Genomic DNA, 23,507 nt, shown 5'->3' with positions numbered 1-23,507 from the left:
TCCGCCCCCGTCGCAGAGCGGTCGCGGCAGCGGACCGCTTAATCGGCTTTCGGTCTGATCCGCCAGATGCGGTCGCCGCTGTCATCATCTTCGCCGCGCGATTTGTTCACCGCCCAGACGGTGCCCTCGGCATCGGCGACCAGTTCATTGGGCAGGCTGCCGGCGTCGAAATTTGCCACGACCTGGCCTTCGGTATCGACCACGGTGATGGTGCCCGCGCCCCGGTTTCCGACGAAAGCCAGCTTCGATTTCGGCTCATAGGTCACGTAAAGCGCCCCGGCCCCGGTTTCGACATCATGCAGCACCGAGCCATCGGCGCCGTTCACGATCAGCAGGTTATCGGTTGTTTGCGAGGCCACGAACACCAGATCATCCGCCGCATCATAAGCCACCGAAGCCGCGCCGATCGAACCCGGCAGCGGCGTCACCCGGATCTCGCCGGTTCTGGTGTCGATCACCGCAAGCTCCGGCGTCGCGTTCGAGGCGGCGAACAGCTTGCCGGTCTCTGCGTCGAAATGGATGACCTGGGTGCCAAAGCTCTCGCCGCGAAGCTGCGAGGGAATCGTGTAAGGCGCGAGCTTTTCGAGCTTTTTCGAATCGATCACCTCGATCACCGGCGAGCGCGCCGAAGAGATATAGATACGGCCCGCCGCCTCATCGATCTGCACCGAGAACGGATGTGCGATGAAATCCGGCTCGAACTGTTTCACCAGCGAGAGGTCATCAGCGCTGTAGACGGCGATGGTGTTCTGCCGGGTATTGGTGGTCCAGAGCCGGCCCGCCGCTTCATCAAGGCCCAGACCGTAAACCGCGTAAAGCGCGGGGCGGCCATCCTCATCCACTGCCGGGGCCGCGCTGCCTTCTGGCGCAGGTTCTGCACCGGGCGTGATCTGTTCGATCACTTTCAGCGTGTCGGGATCGACTTTGGACAGTGCCGAGTCTTTCACCGGCGGACGGCCCACCGCCGAGGTGACATAGAACACATGCCGCGAGGGGCTGTAAGCCAGCTGATAAAGACCACGCGTCACCGGCGCGCTGGTGATGTCGAATTTATCCGCGCCTTCAGTCGCAAGGTCCGGCGAGATCTTCAGATCCACCACCGTCGCGGCTGATGGCTTCTCGGCAATCACCAGGATCGGTTGCAAGCCGGTCACGGCTTTGGCGTCCAGCTTGAGGTCAAAGCGGAATTTTCCGTCGTCGCCAACGCGGATCGGCCCGCCTTCATTCAGGACAGTATTGCCGCGCATCAGCGTGATTTCCTGACCCGGGATCATCCGCTCGCCGGTGATCGACACGGCCGATCCCGCAACCACGGCCGCGCCCTGATCCACCGCACCGGCACGCACCACGCCAGGGAAGCCGTCGGTTGTGGCCGAAAAGATGGTTTCGGCGCTCAGCGGGCCCGCCATCACGGCAAAGGCCAGGGCAGAGGCGCCAAGAATGCCGCGAAAGCGGTGCAGCGGGGGGAATGCCATATTGGTCTCCTCGATATCATGCTGGATCGGCTCAGAAATGGTCCCTGGCGGGTCTGGCGCGGGAAGGGGGCTGTGGGGCGGCGGCCACCGGGCCGGACGCAGGATCTGAAGCGGGTGGTGTTCCGGGTGTCGTCATCAGGGCTGCAATCGGTCAGGCAATAATCGGTCAGACAGGAGACAATCGGTCAGACAGGATACCGGGCCGCGAAATTGTTGCCGCGCCCCCATCCGGTCTGACGCCGGTCTTCCGGTGCAGCAGTATATTCTTGAGAGGGATTGTCAACTAATTCGCCCGGGGCTAACTGGCAGAGGAGGATGCGCCTGACTATGTGCCTGCCGCGGTTATCGGCGGCTGATGTGGCGCGATTGCTGTGTTTTCCCCTGCCAGAGGAAGAATACCATGTCTGTAAACGGCAAGACCGGCCCCGATCATGCCCGAAAACCGGCAGAGCTGAAGATCATGGACGCCGATCTTCCCAGCCACAGCCTGTCGCAAAAAACCGTGAAGACCGGGCCAGGCCACCGGCTTTATCTCGCGGTCCCGAAGGGCATGGCGCCGGCGGCGGGCTGGCCGGTGCTGTATATGCTCGACGGCAATGCGGCCTTTGATTTCCTGACGGAAGACCATCTGGCGCTGGTGCCCGGGCTGATGCTGGTGGGGGTGGGGTATGATACCGACCGCCAGTTCTCGCGCGAGCGCCGGACGCTGGATTTCACCGCGCCGGACTTTACGGCGACGGACGGGCCGGGGGACGGGATCCGGCCGGATCATGTCCATGAGGGGCGGATGGCAGGGGGCGCGGCGCAGTTTCTCGACCGGCTGACCGGCGATCTGCGTCTGGCGGCGGAAGATGGCCTGCCGGTCGACCCCGCGCGCCGCAGCCTCTGGGGCCATTCCTTCGGCGGGCTCTTCACGCTTTACGCGGCGCTGACGCGGCCTTCGGCTTTTGCACGCTATGCCGCGATCAGCCCGTCGATCTGGTGGGATGAGGATCTGATCCGCCGGGTTGCGGCGGGGGCAGCAAAGCTCGACACCCCTCCGGCGCTGATGATGGCACTGGGCGATAAGGAAAAGCGCAGCGGCGCCTCTGGCCCGCCGCCCGACGGGCCCGCGCCTGCGACGATGGATTTCGTGAAGGGCCTCGCCGAACATCCCGGTTTCGCGCCGGAAATCCATGTTCTGCCCGATCACGCGCATATCCAGACCATCGCGGGATCGTTGCCGCTCGCGCTGCCTTTCGCACTGGGCTGAAGCGAATGGGCTGAAGCGGAGGGGCGGTCAGCCCATCCGTTTTGCCAGTTCCGGTGCGATCAGGGCAACTGCGGCGGGCGAGATCATCTCCGAATGCAGGAACGGGACTTCCAGTATCTCTGTCTGGCCGACATAGGGCGCCCAGAGCGCGGCGGTGAGATCGCGCCCGGCATGGTCGTGCCCGGCGCGAATATGGGTGATCTGGCCTGCGAACTGCCGCTGCTGATGGCTGCGCACCAGACGATTGGTATCCGTCACCAGCCGCACGACACCATTGAGCACTTCTTCGGGCAGGGCGCCCATGGCGCTGTCTCCGGCGCGCAGGAACGCGACCACCTTGTCCCGGCTGTCGAGGTCACGATGCGCCTCGGGGTCATGCCCGGCAATTGCCAGCAGCGCCCTGAGTGCGGCCGCCGGATCGGGTTCCGGCTCGTCGCGCCAGACATCGGTCGGATAGCTGTCGAGCAGCGCCACGAGCCCGGGCTCACGGCCCGTTCGCGCCAGCTCCACCGCCATTTCCTGGGCGATGATGCCGCCCACAGACCATCCCGCAAGGTGGATCGGGCCTTCGGGCTGTGCCTGCGCCACCAGCGCCGCGTAATCCGCCGCCAGGGCCCCGAGGTTGTCGGGCAGCGGCTGCGCCGGATCAAGCCCCGGATGCTGTACCGCATAGACCGCGCGGTCAGGCGCAAGCGCACGGGCGAGGGCGCGATAGCCCCAGCCAAGCCCGCCTGCGGGATGGATCAGGAACAGAGGCGCTTTGCCGGGGTTGCCCTGCGCCAGCCGGATCAGTGACCTGAGCCCGTCATCGGTCGGTCCAGCCGCGTCGAGCGTTGCCGCCAGCATATCAAGGACCGGCGCGCCGAAAATCGTGCCAAGCCCAGGCGCGCGCCCGGTCTCTTCCTCAATCCGCAGCGCGAGGCGCACGGCCGACAGACTGTCGCCGCCAAGCGCGAAGAAATCGGCCTCGGCCGGGGCCGGGGCGTCGAGATGCAGGACCTCGGCATAGAGCCGGGCGAGAAGGCGCTCGGCCCCGGTCCCGGCCGCGCGGCCCGAGGCGGTAAATTCGGGTGCAGGCAGTGCTTTGCGGTCAAGCTTGCCGTTCGATGTGACGGGAAGAGCGGTCAGCGCGATCTCGGCCGCAGGCACCATGTAAGCGGGCAGGCGGGCTGCGAGCAAAGGCGCAAGACTGCCCGGCCGGTAGTCTGCCGCCGTGCCGGTCTCGGGTGCCAGCTCGGGCACAAGATAGGCCACGAGGCGCTTTTCCCCGGCGCGGTCTTCGCGCGCCAGCACCACGCATTCGCGCGCCTGACCGGTCGCCATGATCGCGGCCTCGATCTCACCCAGCTCGATCCGGAGACCCCGGATCTTGACCTGGTGATCCGAGCGCCCGAGATAGACAACCGCCCCATCAGCCCGGGTTTTCGCAACATCTCCGGTGGCATAGAGCCGCTGGCCGGGGTGGCGCGGGTCTTCGATGAATCGCTCGGCTGTCAGATCCGGGCGGCCAAGATAGCCGCGCGCCAGCTGCACGCCGCCGAGGTAAAGATTGCCGGGCATCCCGGCAGGCACCGGGCGCAGGTATTCATCCAGCACCGGCAAAGAGGTGTTCCAGACCGGCCAGCCAATCGGCAGCGGGTTGGACTGGTCCTCTGGCGTTGCGGGCCAGAAGGAAACATCGACCGCAGCCTCGGTCGGCCCGTAAAGATTGTGCAATTCGCCGGTGATGCGGCGGTGAAAGCGCGCGCGCTGATCGGCGGTGAGCTCTTCGCCGGAACAGAAGGTGCGGCGGATGGCGAGGCCCTCTGAGGCGGGTGCGGCAAGGAAGGCCGAGAGCATCGAGGGCACGAAATGCAGCGTGGTGATCCGGTGGTCGCGGATCAGCCGTGCGATTTCCGACGGGTCGCGATGGGCGTCAGGGGGCGCCATGACCAGTTCGGCACCTGAAATATAGGGGAGGATGAACTCCCAGACCGAGACGTCGAATGTTGCAGGGGTCTTTTGCAGGATGCGGTCGCCGGGGCCGATGCCGTAGTGATCACGCATCCAGAGCAGGCGGTTCACGATGGCGCGGTGTTCGATCATCACACCTTTTGGCTCGCCGGTAGAGCCGGAGGTGTAGATGACATAGGCGAGGCCGTCACCGGAGGCGGCGGGTGCCGGAGTTTCGGAGAGCGCGGGTGAGAGGGTTGCGGCACCAAAATGGACCGCTGTTTCCCGCGCGATTTCAGTGCTGGCCGGGCCGCCTTTGGCCCGTGGCGCTGCGGCCTGAGGGCCTGGCGCGGGGGGGGGCAGGGGGGGCAGAGCCCCCCCTGCCCCCCCCGGAAGCATCCCGGCAGAGCCGGGATGCTTCACCGCTGTCGCACCGCTGTCGCCCGGGCCTGAGCCGGGATTCAGGATCGGGCCGGCCGTCTGATTTCGGGGCAAATCTGCGGGCCAGATTTCATGCCAGTCTGTGGCACGGTCTGCAGGCCAGTCCACAGGCCGGAAAAGCGGGGCATCCTGCGGCAGCAGCGGCGCGATTGCCTCGCTGGTCATGACCAGCACCGGCTGTGCCATGGCGATGATCCGGGCCAGGCGCTCTGGCGGGTGATCGGGGTCGAGCGGCAGCCAGGCGGCCCCGGCCCGCAGGATCGCGATCAGCGCCACTGAGAGTTCCAGCGACCGTTCGATCGCCACTGCGACGATCCGTTCCGGACCGGCGCCCCGCGCGCGCAGTTTAGCCGCAAGTGCGGCACTCGCCACATCAAGCTGGGCGTAGCTCAACCCTGTCGCGCCGAAACGCAGCGCCGGCGCCTCTGGTGTCGCCTGCATCTGTGCAACAATCAGGTCGGTCAGCGTGGTGTCCGGCAAATCACAACGGCTCGCCGCCGCTCTTGCCTCCTGCGCCGCGATCTCTGCCGGGCTGGCCGAAGGCACATCCCGCAGCCGCTCTGCCGCAAGTGCTCCTTCCAGGAAAGCCACCAGCCGCAATGCATGACCCTGTGTCTCATCGGGACTGTACAGGCCTGGATTGCTGTCGGTCTCAAAAAGGATCCCCGCATCGGGATCGCCCCGGAAGGTAAAGGTCAGATCCTCGACCGCGCCGGCGCCCAGAATATGCAGCCTGCAATCCAGCCCCGGGAAAACCGGAGGCCGGTCAAAGGGCTGCACATTGACCAGCGGCCCGTGCAGCCGCCTTACCCCGCCAATCAGCCCCAGATCGCGGCGCAGCTGTTCCGAGCGGTACAGCCCGTGTTTGCGCGCCTCGCGCATCCGCCTCGCCTCGCTTGCCAGCCATTCCGCCAGCGGTGCCTCTTCCTCGGGGCGGATCCGATGCGGCAGGACGTTCATCGCCATACAGGGCAGCCGGGCGATCTTTCGTCCCATCCGCGCCATGAAGGGCATGCCGATCACCGCCTCGCCCCCGCCACCATCCACCCCCGACCAGCGCGCGAGACAGGCGCCGGTCAAAGCGGTCAGCACATCGGGCCAGCCGAGGTCATGTTCCTCGGAGAACGCCGCCAGCCGTCTGGTCAGCGTGCCCGGCAGCCAGAGGCTTTCGCGGCGGAAATCATGGGCGCTGACAGCGCGTTCGCCCGCAAGCGTGCCCGGGCTTGTCACCACAGGCGCGCCGGTCATCTCTGCCTTCCACCAGGCCGCATCCGCCGCCCGGCGCGGGCCGGTGCGGTAAGCCGCATCCTCGTCTTCCGCGCGCGCCAGCGGCGGGAAGGGCAGCGGCGCCGGCCCTGCGCCGGTCAGATGGCCGTAATGTTCGCCGATCCGGTTCGAAACCAGCACCATCCCATAGCCATCTGTCGCGAGGTGATGGATGCGTTCATAGAGAAACACCCGGTCTGGCAGCAGGAAAAGGGTAAAGGCCGCCACCGGCTCTCGCGCCAGATCAAGGGGGCGGGCGCTGTCTTCCTGCATCCGCGCCAGCGCCTCGGCCCCGGCATCCGGATGGGCCGTCAGATCGACCTCGCCCAAGGTGATGCCGCCGGGGGCCAGCCATTGCTCCGGCCCGCGGGGGCCGCGCGAAAACGCAGATGCAGCGCCTCGGTCTCCTGCACCGTGCGCGCCACCGCCTCGCGCAAAGCCGCCAGATCAGCGGCGCCGGTCAGCTCGAGATATTGCCCGGTATTCAGGATCGGATTGGCCGGATCGAGCGCCTGGAAATACCACAGCCCCTCCTGCGCCTCGGTCAGCGGGCGCGTGTCCTGAACATCCTGTGCCATTTCAACCAGCCGCCCGCAGGTGCGAGATCGCCTCCCACCATTCGCCGAGCGTCGCGCTTTCGGCGAAGACCGCGAAATCCACTTTCAGCCCGTCCTGTTCCCAGGCGCTCACGAGCCGCATCAGCCGGAGAGAATCCAGCCCCAGATCGGGCAGGTGATCGTCATTGCCGATCTCTTCGGGTTCAAGGTCGATCAGCCGCGCAATATCGGCCCGCATATTTTCAAGGGTCACAGTCTCACCGGAAACAGTCATTTTGCGGCTTCTTCTTCCAGATAGCGCGCGCGCAGCCCGGCGCGCAGCTTGTTGCGGCTGATCTTTCCAACGGCGGTGGTGGCGAATTCCGTCACGAAAACCACCTCATCGGGCACTTTGAAAGCGGCGATACCGCGCCCCCTGACAAAGGCCTTCACGGCGGCGGGCTTTGGCCGTTCAACGCCCGGGTTCACCACCACAAAGGCGCAGATGCGCTCGCCCAGGAAAGCATCCGGGATCGAGACCACGGCAGCGTCAAACACCGCCGGGTGGGCCAGCAGGTGATCCTCGATCTCTTCGGCCGAGATCTTTTCGCCGGCGCGGTTGATATGGTCGCCTGCGCGGCCCTGGACGACCAGGTAACCGCCGGGCAGCTGCTTCACCATGTCGCCGGTGCGGTAGAACCCGTCGGGGGTGAAGCTGCGGGCATTGGCCGCCGGCTCGTTGTGATAGGCGCGGATCGTGTAGGGGCCACGGGTGTGGAGGTAGCCCGCTTCGCCCGGGGCGACCGGCTGGCCTTCATCATCCAGAACCAGCACCTCGTCATCCTCGCTGATCGGGCGGCCCTGCGTCGAGATGATGATCTCTTCCGGGTCATCAAGGCGGGTATAATTCACCAGCCCCTCGGCCATGCCGAACACCTGTTGCAGCGTGCAGCCCAGAGTGGGGCGCACCCGCGCCGCCGCTTCGGGGATGAATTTCGCGCCGCCCACGCCCAGCACTTCGAGGCTGGAAAGGTCATGCGTGCTTCCGGGGGCCGCCTGCATCCACAAAAGCGCCAGCGGCGGCACAAGGCCGGTGATGGTGACCCGCTCGGCCTCGATCAGCGGGAAGGCGGTGGCGGGGGCGGGGTTGGGGCAGAGCACCACTTTCGCGCCCACTGACAGCGCCCCGAACACGCCGGGCGAGGACATCGGGAAATTATGTGCGACCGGCAGGGCGCAGAGATAGACGCTGTCTGGGGTCAGCCCGCAGATCACCGCGCTTTCGCGGAAGCTGTAGATATAATCGTCATGGGTGCGCGGGATCAGTTTCGAAAGCCCCGTGGTGCCACCAGAAATCTGCATGAAGGCGACCCGGGACGGATCGGTCTCAGGCAGCGCGCCTGCGTCCTGATCTGATGCGCCCTCACCTGATGCGCCAAGATCTGCGAAGCTGGTGAATTCCTGCGCTTCGCCGATCACAATGACCTCGAGGCCTGCGGCCTCTTCGCGCAGCTCACGGGCGAGGGCGCGGTAATCAAACCCCTCCCAGCTGTCGGCGATCACCAGCGCTTTCGCATCCGAGCGGGCGATGAAATGCGAGATCTCCGTCCGACGATGCGCGGGCAGGGCATAGACCGGGATAAGCCCGGCCAGAAACAGGCCAAAGACCGAAGGAAAGAAGCCCGCGATATTCGGAAGCTGCACCACCACGCGCTCACCAGGCCGCAGGCCAAGCGCCAGGTAGCCCCGTGCCGCCTGCTCGGCGGCGGTCAGCAGATCCGCATAGCTGAGCCGGGTTTCCCCTCCGACCACGGCGATCCGTGGCCCGTGTTCAGCCGCGAGCCGGCGCAACAGGGTGCCGAAGGTTTCGCCGCGCCAATACCCTTTCTCGCGGTAGCGCGCTGCGAGATCTGCGGGCCAGGTCTGGTGTGGCGCGGCAACTTCGGGAGTGGCGACATCTGGCAGGGCCACATCAGGACGGGCCACATCAGGACGGGGGGCTTCGGTCATGGCGCACCTGCGGAACAGTGACGGCGTTTTGCGGCATGTCCGGCGGGCCGGGATGACGCTCGTGGCGCCGGGATAAAGCCACCTGGAAAAATAGTCAACTTTACCTCTGGCGGTTGGCAGGTGCAGCATTATCCCTTAGGCGGTAAGAAAGGCGCGGCCAGAACCCTGAACGGAACACCCGCGCTGCGAGACCAGGTGAAACAGATAACGAGCATGACCCGGATGAGGCTCCCCCTGCGAGACACGCCCCGCGCCTATGGCAAAGTGACCCGTGCGCTGCACTGGTCGATCGCGGCCCTGGTGCTGTGGCAGTTCATGACGATGATCCTCAAGGTGGGATTTGGCGTCTCGCCTAGGGAAAGCGCCATTGTCGGCTCGCATGGGCCGGTTGGAACTGCGGTTTTCGTGCTGATCGTGATCCGGGTGGCCTGGGCTTTCGCGAATGCCGGGCGCCGGCCCGATCATGGGCGCGGGTTCATCGGCATCGCGGCCAAAGCCGGGCATGGCATCCTTTACCTGGTGATGCTGATCGTGCCGCTGGCGGCGCTGGCGCGGGCTTTCGGCTCGGGGCGCGGCTTTTCGCCCTTTGGCTTCCCGCTGTTTCCGACCCGCGAAGAGCCCATTGCCTGGATGGTCACTTTCGGGATGCGGTGCATGGCGAACTGGGCTGGGTCTTTGGCGCGCTGCTGATCGGCCATATCGCGATGGTCGGCCTGCATGAGGCGATGTGGAAAGACGGCACGCTGGCGAAAATGGCCGGCAAAAAGGCCCTGCGTGACGGCTGAGGGCGCGCGGCCCGGGCGAGGGGGGCTTGCTCCGCCGCCGGATCTGCGCGACGCATGAAAGATGCGTATTCTCTGTGCCACCTCGGTCCGCGATGAAGGGCCCTATCTGATTGAATGGCTCGCCTGGCACCGGCTGCTCGGGCGAGCGATTTTCTGATCGCCTCGAATGACTGTCGCGATGGGACCGACCGGCTGCTGGACGCCCTGGCCGAGGCAGGCGTGCTGCGCCATCTGCCGCAGCCGCCGATGGCCGCGCTGGCCTCTGCGAAAGGCAAAGCTGCCAGCGTGCAATGGCGCGCGCTCAAGGCGATCTGGGCCGGGCCGGAGCGCAAGGCCGCCGACTGGATGCTGATCTCGGATGTCGATGAATTCCCGGTGATCCATTGCGGCAATGGCCGCTTTGCCGATCTGATCGCGGCATTGCCCGAGGGGCGGAGGCGGTGGCCCTGGCCTGGCGTCTGTTCGGTGCGGGCGGTATCGCAGGGTTCGAAGAGCGGCCGGTGACGGCGCAGTTTCTCCGCTCGGCGCCGCCCGATATGATGCATCCGGTTGCGGCCACGATGTTCAAGAGCCTGTTCCGGCCAGCGGCGTTTCAGCGCCCGGGGGTGCATCGTCCACAGCGCCGCGCAGGGCAGGGGCCTGCAGCCTGGGTTGATGGCAGCGGCCGCGCGTTGTCTCCTGTCCTGAGCCAGGACGGCCGGCTGTCCCTGATCCCGCTGACCGGCTATCGTGACCTTGCCGAAATGCACCACTATTCGCTGCGCTCGGCTGCGGCTTTTGTGGTCAAGTCAGATCGCGGCCTGCCCAATCGCAGCCAGAAAGAGATCGACCTGCATTACTGGGTCGAGCGCAATTTCAACAGCCAGGAAAATAGCGCAGCGCTCGCGCTTGCGGCGCCGCTGGCCGAAGAGGTCGCCGCGTTGATGGCGCTTCCGGGGGTGGCCTCTTTACATGAAGCGGCGGTCGCCTGGCATCGCGCGCGCTTCGACCAGCTGATCCGGCAGGCCGGGTGCTATCGGCTCTGGGCGGCCTGCCTGCATGCGGCCGGCAGCCAGGCTCTTGGCCCTGCGGGAGATCTGCGTCTCCTGCAGCAATATCAGCATCTGGCGAGCGACCCTGACGAAGCGGCCTGACGTCAAACGGGCCGGGCTGAAGCGACCTGAGACATGGCGCCGGGCGACCCCCGCCTGCCAGGTAAAAGCCAGCAGATGCCGCCACAATCCGGCCGGATTTTCGCTGGCCTTCCGGCCTCTTTGCCGGTAGAGTTTCACATTACGGACCCGGGGGACACCCGGGCCAGAGGCAGAAATTCGGTTTACCGATTTATCGAGGCGGCTCCCCATGACTGAGATGGTCTATGGTTCCTCACCCGTTGCTGTACGCGAGCCTGTGCTGCCGCGCTGGTGGCGTACGGTTGATCGCTGGACCATGTGTTCGGTTTTCATGCTGTTCGGGATCGGGCTGCTGCTGGGCCTTGCGGCCTCGGTGCCGCTTGCAAGCCGGAACGAGCTGAACCAGTTCTTCTATGTGCAGCGTCAGGCGATTTTCGGTTGTATCGCGCTCGTGGTGATGCTGGCGATTTCGACCATGTCGCCTGCGGTGGTGCGGCGGCTTGGGATCCTTGGTTTCGTGATCGCGCTGGTGCTTGTCATGGCGCTGCCTCTCGTCGGTCAGGATCACGGCAAGGGCGCCATTCGCTGGCTGTCGCTGGGCGGCTTTTCGCTGCAACCCTCTGAATTTCTCAAGCCCGGTTTCGTGATCGTCACCGCCTGGATGATGGCGGCGGCCCAGGATATCAACGGGCCACCCGGCAAGCTGATTTCCTTCGGGATCCTTGGGCTTGTGGTCGGTTTTCTGGCCATGCAGCCCGATTTCGGGCAGTCCGCGCTGATCGTTTTCTCCTGGGGCGTGATCTATTTCATCGCCGGAGCGCCGATGGTGCTGATTGCAAGCGTGATCGGCATTGTCGCATTCGGCGGCTTTACCGCCTATGGCGCGTCTGAACACTTTGCCCGCCGCATCGACGGGTTCCTGTCCCCGGATGTCGACCCGCGCACCCAGCTTGGCTATGCGGCAAACGCGATCCAGGAAGGCGGTTTCTTCGGCGTCGGCGTCGGTGAGGGCCAGGTGAAATGGTCGCTGCCCGATGCGCATACCGATTTCATCATCGCGGTCGCGGCCGAGGAATACGGCCTTGTGCTCGTCCTCGTGATCCTCGCGCTGTTCGGGATCGTCGTGGTGCGCTCGCTGGTGCGGCTGACCGCCGAACGCGACACTTTCACCCGCCTTGCCGGATCGGGCCTTGCCTGCATCTTCGGCGTCCAGGCCATGATCAATATGGGCGTTGCCGTTCGTCTGTTGCCCGCAAAGGGCATGACGCTGCCCTTCGTCTCTTACGGGGGCTCTTCGATCATCGCCGCCGGGATCACGGTGGGGATGCTTCTGGCACTGACCCGCACGAGGCCGCGCGACCGGATGGCGGAACTCTTCGGGCGGAGGCGCTGATGGCGCCTTTGCTGCTGATCGCGGCCGGGGGCACCGGCGGACATATGTTCCCCGCCCAGGCCCTGGCCGAAGCCATGCTGGCACGCGGCTGGCGGGTGAAGCTCTCGACCGATGAGCGCGGCACGCGCTATGCTGGCGGATTTCCCAAAGCGGTGGTTGTCGAGAAAGTGTCTTCGGCCACTTTCGCGCGCGGCGGCGCGGTGGCGAAACTGGCAGCGCCCTTCCGCATCGCGGGCGGGGTGATCGGGGCGGCGGTGAAAATGCTGTCCGACAAGCCCGCCATTGTGGTGGGCTTTGGCGGCTATCCGACCATACCGGCGCTGTCGGCGGCGTTCCTCTTGCGCCGGCCCCGGATGATCCATGAACAAAACGGCGTGCTGGGGCGGGTGAACCAGCTTTTTGCCAAACGCGTTGACCTTGTCGCCTGCGGCACCTGGCCGACCGCTTTGCCGGAGGGGGTCGAGGGCCAGCCTGTCGGCAATCCGGTGCGCGCGAGCGTCCTGGAACGCGCCGGCGCCCCCTATATCGAGCCGGGTGACTACCCGATGAGCCTGCTGGTGATCGGTGGCAGCCAGGGCGCGCGCATCCTTTCGGATGTGGTGCCAGCGGCACTCGCTTTGCTGCCCGGGCGCCTGCGCGACAATCTGCGCGTGGCGCATCAGGCCCGGGCCGAGGATGCCGAACGGGCGCAGGCCGGCTATTACGAGGCCGGGATCCGCGCCGAGATCAGGCCGTTCTTCGACGATATTCCCCGCAGGCTTTCCGAGGCGCAGCTGGTGATCTCGCGGTCCGGCGCCTCATCGGTGGCGGATATTTCGGTGATCGGGCGCCCTTCGGTGCTGATCCCCTTTGCCGCCGCGACGGGCGATCACCAGACCGCCAATGCGCGCGGCCTGGTTGACGCAGGGGCAGCGGTGCTGATCCCTGAGAAATTGCTTGACCCCGCCAGCCTGAGCGCGCAAGTCGCCGCCGTCCTCGGAAATCCCGGGGCGCGCGGCAGATGGCCGCCAATGCGCTGAGCTGTGGCCGCCCGGATGCGACCGAAACTCTGGTGGCGCTGGTCGAAGAGCTCGCAGGAGATAAAAGATGAACGCCGCAACCAAACTCCCGCTGGAGCTCGGGCCGATCCATTTCGTCGGCATCGGCGGCATCGGCATGTCGGGCATCGCCGAGGTCCTGCTGACTTTGGGCTACCGGGTGCAGGGCTCGGACAGCAAGGCGTCGAATATCACCGACCGGCTGGTGGCCCTCGGTGCGGAATTCCATGAAGGGCAGCGGGCCGAGAATATCGGCGAAGACGTCTCGGTCGTGGTGATTTCCTCGGCGATCAAACGCGGCAACCCGGAGCTGGAAGAGGCGCGCCGCCGTAAGCTTCCCGTGGTGCGCCGCGCCGAGATGCTGGCAGAACTCATGCGCCTGCGGTCAAACATCGCGGTCGCGGGCACCCATGGCAAGACGACCACGACGACGATGGTGGCGACGCTGCTCGACAAAGGCGGCTTTGATCCGACCGTGATCAATGGCGGCGTGATCCATGCTTACGGGTCGAACGCGCGCGCAGGCGCCGGTGAATGGATGGTGGTCGAGGCCGACGAGTCTGACGGCTCGTTCAACCGGTTGCCCGCGACCATCGCCATCGTGACCAATATCGATCCCGAACATATGGAGCACTGGGGCACCATCGAGGCTTTGCGCAAGGGCTTCCTCGATTTCGTCTCCAATATCCCGTTTTACGGCGTGGCGGTCTGCTGCACCGACCACCCGGAAGTGCAGGCGCTGGTCGGCCGCGTCGCCGACCGCCGGGTGATCAGCTTTGGTTTCAACGCCCAGGCCGATGTGCGGGCAGTGAATCTCAGGTTCGAAAAGGGCATGTCCTGCTTCGATATCCAGCTGCAAAATGAGGGCGAAGGCTCGGTTATCGAAGGCTGCGAGCTGCCGATGCCGGGCGACCACAATGTGTCGAATGCGCTTTCGGCGGTGGCTGTCGCCCGCCATCTCGGGATGAAGCGAGAAGAGATCCGCGCGGCGCTGGCAGGCTTTGCCGGCGTCAACCGCCGCTTTACCCGGGTGGGCGAGGTGAACGGCGTGCCGATCATCGATGATTACGGCCATCACCCGGTCGAGATCGCCGCCGTGCTGAAAGCGGCACGCCAGGCGGTATCGGGCACGCCAGGCGCGCGGGTAATCGCGGTACATCAGCCGCATCGCTATTCGCGGCTTTCCAACCTGTTCGATGATTTCTGCACCTGTTTCAACGAGGCCGATGTGGTTGGCATCGCCGAGGTCTATGCGGCGGGCGAAGACCCGATCCAGGGCGCGAGCCGCGATGATCTCGTGGCCGGGCTGATCGCGCATGGCCATCGTCATGCCCGGGCGGTGATCGACGAGGCGGATCTTGCCCGGCTCTTCCGCGAACAGGCGCGGCCGGGCGATATCTTTGTCTGCCTTGGCGCCGGGACCATCTCGGCCTGGGCGAACGGGCTGCCGGCGAAACTGCTTGGTCAGGCGGCCTGAACGGGTGGACGTGGCCCTCTTGCTCCTTGCCTTCTTCGCCGCCACCTGGCTGAGCGCGGCAGGGGCTTGGGTGGCCTGGAGGCGCGGGTGGAAGCTGGCGGTTCTTCTGGCCCTGCTGGTCGTGGCGGGGTTTGTGGGGCTGTTTTTCTATCTCTCGACCATTGCGAGTGGCAGTTATCTGGCCGGTCTCGGTGAGATGCTGGTCGCGGTTGCGCTGGCGGCCGGGCCCGGGATCGGGCTGATCATCGGCGTGATCGCCGCCTATTCCATGCCGGTGGGGATCGGTTGTGCGGTCCTTCACCTCTGTATTCTTGCGCTCACACTGGCCGATAGCCTGTGACGGGCCTGACTGTAACATTGTTGACACCGAAGGCGCCTTGCAACGCGCCCGAACGCACGGGGCTGCCATGATTGACCTTTCTCTGATCCTGGCCTGTCTCTGGCTGGTTCTGGCCAATGTGATCGCGATGTTTCCCACCCGTGACAAACATATCCGGGCGGCGATGATGCTGGTGGTGATCGGCATTCCGCTGCTGGGCTGGGTGACATGGAGCAACGGCCCGGTCTGGGGCCTTGTCTTCCTGATCGGGGGCGCGAGTGTGATGCGCTGGCCGCTGATCTGGTTCTGGCGTTCGATGCGCAGAACGGGCTGAGCCGGAAAGCCATATTCCGGACAAAGCTCCGGGCAATATTGCGGCCGGTGTCCAGCCCGGGGTCCGTCATGCCGCTCTCCTATGTTATCCCGGTCTCAGTCGCGATGCTGTTGCTGGTGGTGATCCCCTTTGTCAGAGGGGAGGCCTCTGGCATTGCGCTGCGGCTGATCCTGATCCTCTGTATTGTGGCGCTGCCGCCGGCGATTGCAGCGCTCGAGGCGCGCAATATCTTCGACTTCTTCGCGATCTGGATACTTGTGCTGCTGGCCCCGCTCGTCTGGCTCATGGGCGGTGAAGGCGTCGGGGGCAGGGGCGGCAGCGGCACCGGAGAGGGCGTGCTTGTCCAGATCCTGCCATGGCTGCCCCTGGTGGTGCCTGGACTGGTCGTGTTCACAGTGCTGGTGCTGAAAGTCCTGCAGATCCGGGCAAAACGCCGCCAGGGGTGATCTGCAGGCGGCGCTGATCCATGGCCCCCCCTTGCACAAAGCCGGGCTTCGCGGATAGCTGAGGCCCATGACACATGCTCTGGCACTTCCCACCCCGCGCGGCCCGCTGACCGCTGATCGCCCGCTTGCCGATCTGACCTGGCTTCGGGTTGGCGGCCCGGCGGACTGGTTCTTCCAGCCGGCGGATGAGGCGGACCTGGCCGAATTTCTGCGCGCGTTGCCTCCGGAGATCGCGGTTTTCCCGATGGGGGTCGGCTCAAACCTGATCATCCGCGATGGTGGGCTGCGTGCTGTGGTGATCCGGCTCGGACGCGGGTTCAACGGGATTGAAGTCGAGGGCGACCGGGTGATTGCCGGTGCCGCAGCGCTTGACGCGCATGTCGCGAAAAAGGCGGCCGAGGTCGGGCGGGATCTGACCTTTCTGCGCACCATCCCGGGCAGTATCGGTGGCGCGGTCAGGATGAATGCGGGCTGTTACGGGCTATATGTCGCCGACCATCTGGAGGAAGTGAAGATCATCACCCGCCAGGGCGAGACAAAGATTCTGCCAGCGGCGGTGCTGAACCTGCGCTACCGCCAGTCGGACCTGCCGGAGGGCGCCGTGCTGATCTCGGCCACCTTCCGCGCACCCGAAGGCGACCCCGGGGCGCTGGCCGCGCGCATGGCAGAGCAACTCGCGAAACGCGACGCTTCGCAGCCCACGAAAGAGCGCACGGCAGGCTCGACCTTCCGCAATCCGGCCGGGTTTTCCTCGACGGGCCGGGCGGATGACAGCCATGAGCTGAAGGCATGGAAGCTGATTGATGACGCCGGAATGCGCGGCGCATCGGTCGGCGCGGCGCAGATGTCGCCGATGCATGCCAATTTCATGATCAATACCGGTGGCGCTACGGCCACGGATCTCGAATCACTTGGGGAAGAAGTGCGAAAAAAGGTGTTCCAATCCAGCGGGATCACGCTAGAATGGGAAATCATGCGGGTTGGCGAGCCAGGTCGCTGACAAGAGTCAAGGCCCTGGATCCAGGGATGGGATCCGGGTGATAAAGCGGCGATAAAGCCGGGAATAACAAAAAGGGGTCAACAAGACCCCGAGAGGCAGTAAATGGCGGCGGGATCGGGCAGATTTCCCCGCGTGGCGGTTCTGAAAGGTGGCATGTCTGCCGAGAGAGAGGTTTCCCTCTCCTCGGGTGCGGAATGTGCGACGGCGCTGCGTGAGGCGGGTTATGAGGTGATCGAGGTCGATGCCGGCCGCGATCTGGCCGCGCGCCTGACCGAGCTGCGCCCGGATGCCGTGTTCAATGCGCTTCATGGCCGCTGGGGTGAGGATGGCTGCGTCCAGGGCATTCTTGAATGGCTGCGTATCCCCTATACCCATTCCGGCCTGCTGGCCTCGTCGCTGGCGATGGACAAGACCCGCTCGAAAGAAGTGTTTCGCGCCGCCGGCCTGCCAGTGGTTGAAAGCGTGATCGCTTCGCGCGACGAGGTCGAGGCCGATCATGTTCTGCCGCCGCCCTATGTTGTGAAGCCGAACAATGAGGGTTCCTCGGTCGGGGTCTATCTGGTCCATCCCGGCTCGAATGCGCCGCGCCTCGCAGAGACCATGCCCGAGATGGTGATGGTCGAGACCTATGTGCCGGGCCGCGAGATGACGGTTGCCGTGATGGGGGCCGCGCACTTGGTGTGACCGATATTGTCACCGATGGCTGGTATGATTACGATGCGAAATACAAGGCGGGTGGATCGCGCCACGTGATCCCGGCGGATCTGCCGCAAGAAATCTCTGACGCCTGCCTCGACATTGCAGTGAAGGCGCATCGGGCGCTTGGCTGTCGTGGCCTGTCGCGCGCCGATTACCGCTGGGATGAAAGCCGCGGCCTTGCGGGGCTGATCCTGCTGGAGGTCAATACCCAGCCTGGCATGACACCGACCTCGCTCGCGCCCGAACAGGCGGCGTATCAGGGGATTTCCTTCCCCGAGCTCTGCTCCTGGCTGGTCGAGGATGCGTCATGCGATCGCTGATCCCCTTTCGCCTGCGCCCTGCGCGCCATGGCCGCCAGCCGGGGTTTGGTCGCGCCGAGCCGCCGCTGACGCGCCAGAAGGTCGCGCATGATCCGTCGCCCTCGCTCTGGGCCTATCGGATGCAGCGGGTGATGCTGACGCCTTACCTGCGCGCTTTCCTGCGGGTCGGGCTGCCGGTGCTTGCAGTGGCGGCGATGGCCGGCGTCTATATGTCGGGCGAAGAGCGCCGCAACAGCGTGGTCCAAGTCTTTACCGACCTGCGAGAGAAATTCCAGAGCCGCCCGGAGTTTATGGTGACGCTGGTCTCGATCGAGGGCTCCTCGGTCGAGCTGGCGGATGCCGTGCGCGCGCGGCTGGATCTGAACCTGCCGCAAAGCTCGTTTGACCTGGATCTCGAAGCCGCCCGTGCCCGGGTGGAAGAACTGGACGCCGTCAAGGGGGCCGAATTGAGGGTGCGGTCGGGGGCGTGCTTTCGGTCCTGATCACCGAACGCCAGCCTGTCCTCGTCTGGCGTCAGGCCTCCGGGCTCTCGCTGGTTGACGAGACCGGTCACCGCGTCGCAGGCCTTTTTGAACGGGCCGACCGCGACGACCTGTCGCTGATCGCGGGCGAGGGGGCGGATGCCGCAGCCCCTGAGGCGCTGGAGATCCTTGCCGCCGCCGGGCCGATTGCGCCCCGGATCCGGGGCCTTGTCCGCATGGGCGAGCGCCGCTGGGACATCGTGCTGGATCGCGGCCAGCGCATTCTTCTGCCCGAAGACCGTCCGGTGCGCGCGCTGGAACGTCTGCTGGCCCTGGATCAGGCCCAGGACATGCTCGCCCGCGATCTGGCGGCGGTCGATCTGCGGCTGCCGAACCGTCCGACCCTGCGCCTCACCACCTATGCGATGAACGAGCTTCGTCGCGCCAAAGGCCTTCAGCCCCTGCCCGAAACCGTGGAGACCGAATTGTGACCGACCTCTACCAGACCCAACGCGTCATGCGGAACATGCGCCGGGCTGCCATGCAGCGGGGCGTGATTGCCATTCTTGATGTGGGCACTTCGAAAATTGCCTGCCTCATCCTGAAATTCGACGGCGAAGCCCGTCTGCGCGAGGTCGAGGGCGTTGGCCCGATGGCCGGCCAGTCGAAATTCCGCATCATCGGCGCCGCCACCACCCGCTCGCGCGGGGTGCGTTTCGGCGAGATCTCGGTGATGAACGAGACCGAGCGCGCCATCCGCACCGCCGTCCAGGCGGCGCAGAAAATGGCGAATGTCCGTGTCGATCACGTGATCGCCTGTTTCTCGGGCGCCGAGCCGCGCTCTTATGGGCTGGCGGGCGAGATCGATCTTGAAGACAATGTCGTCACCGAACATGACATTGCCCGCGTGCTGGCCTCCTGTGATGTGCCCGATATCGGGCCGGGTCGTGAAGTGCTGCATGCACAGCCGGTGAATTTCGCGCTGGATCACCGCTCGGGTCTTGCCGACCCGCGCGGCCAGATCGGCAACCGGCTGGCTTGTGACATGCACCTGCTTTCGGTGGAAGATTCCGCGATTCAGAATCTGCTTTACTGCATCCAGCGCTGTGATCTGGAACTGGCGGGGATCGCGTCTTCGGCCTATGTCTCGGCAATCTCGAGCCTTGTTGAGGACGAGCAGGAGCTGGGTGCCGCCTGTATCGATCTGGGTGGCGGCGCGACCGGCGTCTCGATCTTCATGAAAAAGCACATGATCTATGCCGATTCTGTGCGGATGGGCGGCGATCACGTGACGGCGGATATTTCCAAAGGGCTCTATATTCCGACGGCGGATGCCGAGAAGATCAAGACCCGGCATGGCGGCCTTTTTGCGACCGGCATGGACGACCGTGAGATGATTGAACTCGGCGGCGAAAGCGGCGACTGGGAGAAAGACCGCCGCCGAATTTCCCGCACCGAACTGATCGGCATCATGCGCCCCCGGGTCGAGGAGATCCTCGAAGAGGCGCGCACGGTGCTGGATGCCGCCGGGTTCGACCATCTGCCGTCGCAGCAGATCGTGCTGACGGGGGGCGGCAGCCAGATCCCGGGGCTCGATATGCTCGCGAACCGGATCCTCGGGCAGCGCGTCCGGCTGGGCCGCCCGCTGCGGGTCCAGGGTCTGCCGCAGGCTGCGACCGGGCCGGCTTTTGCCTCGGCGGTGGGGCTCTGTCTCTTTGCGGCACATCCTCAGGATGAGTGGTGGGATTTTGAAGTTCCCGCCGAACGCTATCCGGCGAGATCTTTGCGCAGGGCATTCAGATGGTTCAAGGACAACTGGTAACCCCAGGATACAGCGTCACTCGCGAAATCCCGCCGATCGGGGCGACGAATACCCCATATTTTGTGGGAGTAAGTTATTTTTTCCGTGACCTCCCTGGCCGATGTCGATAGACTCGGAGGCAAATCGGTGTGTCTCGCCCCGGGACGGATGAGACAGAGCTGAAAAGAATACCTCGCGCGTAACGATCACAAAAACGGCTCATTAAGGTTTACGGGCGATAACCTTGATGTTGACCTGGGAAAAAACGGACAGGCGGAACCATGGCACTCAATCTGACGATGGCGAACCAGCGGGAAGAGCTGAAGCCGCGCATTACCGTGTTTGGTGTGGGCGGGGCAGGCGGTAATGCGGTCAATAATATGATCGACAAGCAGCTTGAAGGCGTCGAATTCGTCGTGGCGAATACCGATGCCCAGGCGCTTCAGCAGTCCATGGCGCATGCCCGGATCCAGATGGGTCTGAAGGTGACCGAGGGGCTTGGCGCAGGGGCGCGTCCGTCGGTTGGGGCTGCCGCCGCCGAAGAAACCATCGAAGAGATTGTCGACCATCTGGCCGGCGCGCATATGTGCTTCATCACCGCCGGCATGGGCGGCGGCACCGGCACGGGCGCCGCGCCGATCATCGCGCAGGCCGCGCGTGAGCTGGGCGTTCTGACCGTCGGTGTCGTGACCAAGCCCTTCTCGTTTGAAGGCGGCAAGCGCATGCGTCAGGCCGAAGAGGGTATCGAGGCGCTGCAAAAGGTCGTCGATACGCTGATCATCATTCCGAACCAGAACCTGTTCCGTCTGGCGAATGACCGTACCACCTTTACCGAAGCCTTCGCGATGGCCGATGACGTTCTCTATCAGGGCGTCAAAGGTGTGACCGATCTGATGGTCCGCCCGGGCATCATCAATCTCGACTTCGCCGATGTCCGTTCGGTGATGGATGAGATGGGCAAGGCGATGATGGGGACGGGTGAGGCTGATGGCGATGACCGCGCTGTTCAGGCAGCCGAAAAGGCGATTGCCAACCCGCTCCTCGATGAAATCAGCCTCAATGGCGCCAAAGGCGTGCTGATCTCGATCACCGGCGGCCATGATCTGACCCTGTTCGAACTGGACGAAGCCGCGAATATCATCCGCGAGAAAGTCGATCCGGAAGCGAATATCATCGTCGGTTCGACGCTGGACAATACGATGGAAGGGCGCATCCGCGTCTCGGTCGTGGCCACCGGAATCGACGCGGGCCAGCAGCTGAAGCCCGAACAACCCCTGACGCGTCGCCCGATGGCGCAGCCGCTGCAACTGCAGCCGGGCCATGGCGCCGGACACAGCGATGTGCCGGATGTGGCCTTCGTGCCGGCCGCCGCCGCCCCGCAGCAGAACTGGCAGCCCGCCGCGCAACCCCCGATGCAGCCGATGTCGCACGCTCCGGCAGCACCGCAACCCGTTGCGCACCAGCCGGCTCCGCAGCCTGCGGCCTATGCCCCGGCACCGCCCCAGGCTTACGCGCCCGCTCCGTCCTACGCGCCCGCCCAGCCTGCTGCGGCGCCGCGCGCCGCGCATACCGAAGATCTTTTCGGTGCCGGCGAGACCCATGGACATGATTTTCAGCCGCGCTATGAGAACGAAGACCACCACGGCCACGTGAACGACGTGCCGCCGCCGGTCTATCGCCCGCGTCCGGCCGCTGGCCAGGCCGGCATGACTTCGGCCCGTCCGACGCCCGCTTCGATTGAGGCCGAAGCCGGCTCCTTCGTCGCACCGCGCCCGCATGTGCCCGGCACGCCGACCCCGGCCGCGCTGGCCCGTCTGGCCAATGCGGTGCAGAAAAACCCGCGTCAGGCGCAGCCGCAACAACAGCCGCTTGCCCAGGAACCTGCGCAGGCCGCGCGCCCGCGCTTTGGCATCGGCTCGCTGATCAACCGCATGGCCGGCCATCTCGAAAGTGGCACCCAGGCCGAGCGCAGCCCCGCACAGTCGCATCGTCAACAACCTCCGGTCACCGCCTATGATGACGAAGGCGAGACCGGCAACGATCAGGACAAGATCGAGATTCCTGCATTCCTCAGAAGACAGGCCAACTGAAACGAGCAGAATCCTATGTTACAAAGGGGCCGGGAAACCGGCCCTTTTTCTTTTGAAATCATCGTCTTGCCGCAGTCGCAAACAGTGTCACAAACCGTTGCAAAAGGTGAATTGTGATCCCCCTCACCATTTACTAACTAATCTTAACGAAGGCGTGGGGGTTCTCCCAGAGCCCGGAATGCGGCGGACCCGTTCTGATTGTCCTGATGCAGGACCAGACGGCGAGAGAAAGAGGCACCAGGGTGCAAAACACACTGAACACGGCAGTCAGCTTCAGCGGCGTGGGTCTCCACACCGGGCAGTCTGCGCGCATGACGGTGCGCCCGGCTCCGGCCGATCACGGCATCTGGTTTCGCCGCACCGATATTCTGGCCGGAACCAGCGGGCAGCGCGCCGATATCCCGGCGATCTGGTCGGCGGTGACGCCATCGCGGCTTTGCACCTTTGTCGAGAATGCCGATGGGGTTTCGGTCTCGACCATCGAACATCTGACCGCGGCCCTTGCCGGCTGCGCGATCCATAACGCGCTGATCGAGATTGATGGCGGCGAAGTGCCGATCCTTGACGGCTCGGCCGAGCCTTTTGTGCAGGGTTTTCTGGCGGCCGGCATTCGCGAACAGGCGTCGGAAATCCGCGCCATCCGCGTGCTGAAACCGGTTGAAGTGCGCGAAGGCGAGGCGATTGCCCGTCTTGAGCCCGCCGATATGCTGGAAATCGACTTCCGCATCGAGTTCGCTGAGGCCGCAATCGGCACCCAGGAACGCCATCTGCGCATGTCGAACGGCGCTTTCGTGCGCGAATTGTCCGACAGCCGCACCTTCTGCCGTCAGGCCGATGTCGATGCGATGCGTGAGCGTGGCCTCGCGCTTGGTGGCACGCTGGACAATGCCGTTGTGTTTGACGGTGACCGTGTGGTTTCGCCCGGCGGTCTGCGCCATGAGGACGAGCCGGTGCGCCATAAGATGCTCGATGCTGTGGGCGATCTGTCGCTTGCCGGCGGTCCGATTCTCGGGCGTTACACCGGCATTCGTGCGGGTCACGCGCTGACCAACCGCCTCCTGCGCGCGTTGTTCGCCGACCCGGCCAATTTCCGGATCGAGGAATGCAGCAGCGGCATCGGCGGGAAACTGCCTGGAATCGGCGTTCATCGCGGAGATCTGCCGTCCTCGCGCCGCCGCGCTGCCTGATTGCGCGCCGCAGAGGGGCGGGCCGGCCTTGCAAAGTGGCAGTTCGGCGACCCTCACCCCACAGGCAGGCGGCTTTATGGCGGATAAGAAAGGCATTTTGCGCAACCGATTTTTCTGTGCTAGGACACAGGCAA

The 23,507-nt window shown here is 65.1% G+C and carries 21 protein-coding genes and 2 pseudogenes; 18 read left to right on the top strand and 5 right to left on the bottom strand.

Annotated features, from left to right (window positions below; genetic code table 11):
* Positions 1–38: 38 nt before the first annotated feature.
* On the bottom strand, positions 39–1,475 hold the full coding sequence (locus tag QNO18_RS15370; RefSeq protein WP_283178375.1) for an ATP-binding protein: 1,437 nt from the start codon (positions 1,473–1,475) through the stop codon (positions 39–41).
* Positions 1,476–1,875: 400 nt separating this feature from the next.
* Here QNO18_RS15370 and QNO18_RS15365 point away from each other — a divergent pair, with 400 nt between their 5' ends.
* Positions 1,876–2,727 carry an alpha/beta hydrolase-fold protein gene (locus tag QNO18_RS15365; protein WP_283178374.1) on the top strand — a complete coding sequence of 284 codons (852 nt, stop codon included), beginning with the start codon at positions 1,876–1,878 and terminating at the stop codon, positions 2,725–2,727.
* A gap of 27 nt (positions 2,728–2,754) precedes the next feature.
* On the opposite strand, the gene QNO18_RS15360 is transcribed toward QNO18_RS15365, so the two are convergent.
* From QNO18_RS15360 to QNO18_RS15345, 4 genes are read right to left on the bottom strand one after another with little or no spacing between them, the layout of a single operon-like run.
* The gene (locus tag QNO18_RS15360; RefSeq protein WP_283178373.1) at positions 2,755–6,696 is read right to left on the bottom strand and encodes an amino acid adenylation domain-containing protein; all 3,942 of its coding nucleotides are present in this window, start codon (positions 6,694–6,696) and stop codon (positions 2,755–2,757) included.
* A complete protein-coding gene (locus QNO18_RS15355; RefSeq protein ID WP_283178372.1) occupies positions 6,678–6,944 on the bottom strand; it encodes a condensation domain-containing protein in 267 nt (88 codons plus the stop codon). The genes QNO18_RS15360 and QNO18_RS15355 overlap by 19 nt, the downstream gene beginning before the upstream one ends.
* Before the next feature lies 1 nt (position 6,945).
* Entirely contained in the window at positions 6,946–7,197 is a 252-nt protein-coding gene (locus QNO18_RS15350; protein WP_283178371.1) for a phosphopantetheine-binding protein, read from the bottom strand.
* A complete protein-coding gene (locus QNO18_RS15345; RefSeq protein ID WP_283178370.1) occupies positions 7,194–8,912 on the bottom strand; it encodes an AMP-binding protein in 1,719 nt (572 codons plus the stop codon). The genes QNO18_RS15350 and QNO18_RS15345 overlap by 4 nt, the downstream gene beginning before the upstream one ends.
* Positions 8,913–9,134: 222 nt before the next feature.
* Here QNO18_RS15345 and QNO18_RS15340 point away from each other — a divergent pair, with 222 nt between their 5' ends.
* The 17 genes and pseudogenes from QNO18_RS15340 to lpxC all read left to right on the top strand — a co-directional run bounded on the left by QNO18_RS15340 (position 9,135) and on the right by lpxC (position 23,373).
* On the top strand, positions 9,135–9,602 hold the full coding sequence (locus QNO18_RS15340) for a cytochrome b/b6 domain-containing protein (RefSeq protein WP_283178369.1): 468 nt from the start codon (positions 9,135–9,137) through the stop codon (positions 9,600–9,602).
* Complete coding sequence (locus QNO18_RS15335; protein WP_283178368.1) at positions 9,563–9,697, top strand: hypothetical protein; 135 nt, start codon at positions 9,563–9,565, stop codon at positions 9,695–9,697. The genes QNO18_RS15340 and QNO18_RS15335 overlap by 40 nt, the downstream gene beginning before the upstream one ends.
* A gap of 114 nt (positions 9,698–9,811) precedes the next feature.
* Positions 9,812–10,201, top strand: a complete 390-nt coding sequence (locus tag QNO18_RS15330) for a glycosyltransferase family 2 protein (protein ID WP_283178367.1) — start codon at positions 9,812–9,814, stop codon at positions 10,199–10,201.
* The gene (locus tag QNO18_RS15325) at positions 10,138–10,830 is read left to right on the top strand and encodes a hypothetical protein (protein WP_283178366.1); all 693 of its coding nucleotides are present in this window, start codon (positions 10,138–10,140) and stop codon (positions 10,828–10,830) included. The genes QNO18_RS15330 and QNO18_RS15325 overlap by 64 nt, the downstream gene beginning before the upstream one ends.
* Before the next feature lie 208 nt (positions 10,831–11,038).
* On the top strand, positions 11,039–12,202 hold the full coding sequence (locus QNO18_RS15320; RefSeq protein ID WP_283178365.1) for a putative peptidoglycan glycosyltransferase FtsW: 1,164 nt from the start codon (positions 11,039–11,041) through the stop codon (positions 12,200–12,202).
* Positions 12,199–13,292: pseudogene (locus QNO18_RS15315) on the top strand (UDP-N-acetylglucosamine--N-acetylmuramyl-(pentapeptide) pyrophosphoryl-undecaprenol N-acetylglucosamine transferase). The gene QNO18_RS15320 and the pseudogene QNO18_RS15315 overlap by 4 nt, the downstream one beginning before the upstream one ends.
* Positions 13,289–14,716 (top strand): UDP-N-acetylmuramate--L-alanine ligase, encoded by a 1,428-nt coding sequence (murC, locus tag QNO18_RS15310; RefSeq protein ID WP_283178364.1) that lies wholly within the window; start codon positions 13,289–13,291, stop codon positions 14,714–14,716. The pseudogene QNO18_RS15315 and the gene murC overlap by 4 nt, the downstream one beginning before the upstream one ends.
* 10 nt (positions 14,717–14,726) lie before the next feature.
* Positions 14,727–15,056: a hypothetical protein gene (locus QNO18_RS15305; RefSeq protein ID WP_283178363.1), complete on the top strand. Its 330-nt coding sequence runs from the start codon at positions 14,727–14,729 to the stop codon at positions 15,054–15,056.
* Between the two features lie 67 nt (positions 15,057–15,123).
* Positions 15,124–15,369: a DUF2484 family protein gene (locus tag QNO18_RS15300; protein ID WP_233093075.1), complete on the top strand. Its 246-nt coding sequence runs from the start codon at positions 15,124–15,126 to the stop codon at positions 15,367–15,369.
* A gap of 68 nt (positions 15,370–15,437) precedes the next feature.
* Positions 15,438–15,815, top strand: a complete 378-nt coding sequence (locus QNO18_RS15295; protein WP_283178362.1) for a hypothetical protein — start codon at positions 15,438–15,440, stop codon at positions 15,813–15,815.
* A gap of 67 nt (positions 15,816–15,882) precedes the next feature.
* The gene (gene murB / locus QNO18_RS15290; protein WP_283178361.1) at positions 15,883–16,815 is read left to right on the top strand and encodes a UDP-N-acetylmuramate dehydrogenase; all 933 of its coding nucleotides are present in this window, start codon (positions 15,883–15,885) and stop codon (positions 16,813–16,815) included.
* A 102-nt stretch (positions 16,816–16,917) separates the two neighbouring features.
* Positions 16,918–17,834 (top strand): annotated as a pseudogene (locus tag QNO18_RS15285) (D-alanine--D-alanine ligase).
* Positions 17,822–18,316, top strand: a complete 495-nt coding sequence (locus QNO18_RS15280) for a hypothetical protein (RefSeq protein ID WP_283178360.1) — start codon at positions 17,822–17,824, stop codon at positions 18,314–18,316. The pseudogene QNO18_RS15285 and the gene QNO18_RS15280 overlap by 13 nt, the downstream one beginning before the upstream one ends.
* Positions 18,301–18,786, top strand: a complete 486-nt coding sequence (locus QNO18_RS15275) for a cell division protein FtsQ/DivIB (RefSeq protein WP_283178359.1) — start codon at positions 18,301–18,303, stop codon at positions 18,784–18,786. Before QNO18_RS15280 ends, QNO18_RS15275 begins: the two co-directional genes overlap by 16 nt.
* Positions 18,783–20,117, top strand: a complete 1,335-nt coding sequence (gene ftsA / locus QNO18_RS15270; RefSeq protein ID WP_283178358.1) for a cell division protein FtsA — start codon at positions 18,783–18,785, stop codon at positions 20,115–20,117. The genes QNO18_RS15275 and ftsA overlap by 4 nt, the downstream gene beginning before the upstream one ends.
* Before the next feature lie 260 nt (positions 20,118–20,377).
* Positions 20,378–22,186, top strand: coding sequence for a cell division protein FtsZ (gene ftsZ, locus QNO18_RS15265; protein ID WP_283178357.1), 1,809 nt, complete (start codon positions 20,378–20,380; stop codon positions 22,184–22,186).
* Positions 22,187–22,428: 242 nt separating this feature from the next.
* Complete coding sequence (lpxC, locus tag QNO18_RS15260) at positions 22,429–23,373, top strand: UDP-3-O-acyl-N-acetylglucosamine deacetylase (protein ID WP_283178356.1); 945 nt, start codon at positions 22,429–22,431, stop codon at positions 23,371–23,373.
* Positions 23,374–23,507: the final 134 nt, after the last annotated feature.

Source organism: Gemmobacter sp. 24YEA27, from assembly GCF_030052995.1.
Classification (GTDB): domain Bacteria; phylum Pseudomonadota; class Alphaproteobacteria; order Rhodobacterales; family Rhodobacteraceae; genus Pseudogemmobacter.
Note: the sequence above shows the minus strand (reverse complement) of the source record. Positions and strands in the feature narration are given on the sequence as shown.

Bases quoted from the DNA above. Each gene is read 5' to 3' on its own strand.
- QNO18_RS15370 (WP_283178375.1), bottom strand. From the start codon at position 1,475: ATGGCATTCCCCCCGCTGCACCGCTTTCGCGGCATTCTTGGCGCCTCT.
- QNO18_RS15365 (WP_283178374.1), top strand. From the start codon at position 1,876: ATGTCTGTAAACGGCAAGACCGGCCCCGATCATGCCCGAAAACCGGCA.
- QNO18_RS15355 (WP_283178372.1), bottom strand. From the start codon at position 6,944: ATGGCACAGGATGTTCAGGACACGCGCCCGCTGACCGAGGCGCAGGAG.
- QNO18_RS15350 (WP_283178371.1), bottom strand. From the start codon at position 7,197: ATGACTGTTTCCGGTGAGACTGTGACCCTTGAAAATATGCGGGCCGAT.
- QNO18_RS15345 (WP_283178370.1), bottom strand. From the start codon at position 8,912: ATGACCGAAGCCCCCCGTCCTGATGTGGCCCGTCCTGATGTGGCCCTG.
- QNO18_RS15340 (WP_283178369.1), top strand. From the start codon at position 9,135: ATGAGGCTCCCCCTGCGAGACACGCCCCGCGCCTATGGCAAAGTGACC.
- QNO18_RS15330 (WP_283178367.1), top strand. From the start codon at position 9,812: ATGGCTCGCCTGGCACCGGCTGCTCGGGCGAGCGATTTTCTGATCGCC.
- QNO18_RS15320 (WP_283178365.1), top strand. From the start codon at position 11,039: ATGACTGAGATGGTCTATGGTTCCTCACCCGTTGCTGTACGCGAGCCT.
- murC (WP_283178364.1), top strand. From the start codon at position 13,289: ATGAACGCCGCAACCAAACTCCCGCTGGAGCTCGGGCCGATCCATTTC.
- QNO18_RS15300 (WP_233093075.1), top strand. From the start codon at position 15,124: ATGATTGACCTTTCTCTGATCCTGGCCTGTCTCTGGCTGGTTCTGGCC.
- QNO18_RS15295 (WP_283178362.1), top strand. From the start codon at position 15,438: ATGCCGCTCTCCTATGTTATCCCGGTCTCAGTCGCGATGCTGTTGCTG.
- murB (WP_283178361.1), top strand. From the start codon at position 15,883: ATGACACATGCTCTGGCACTTCCCACCCCGCGCGGCCCGCTGACCGCT.
- QNO18_RS15280 (WP_283178360.1), top strand. From the start codon at position 17,822: ATGCGATCGCTGATCCCCTTTCGCCTGCGCCCTGCGCGCCATGGCCGC.
- ftsZ (WP_283178357.1), top strand. From the start codon at position 20,378: ATGGCACTCAATCTGACGATGGCGAACCAGCGGGAAGAGCTGAAGCCG.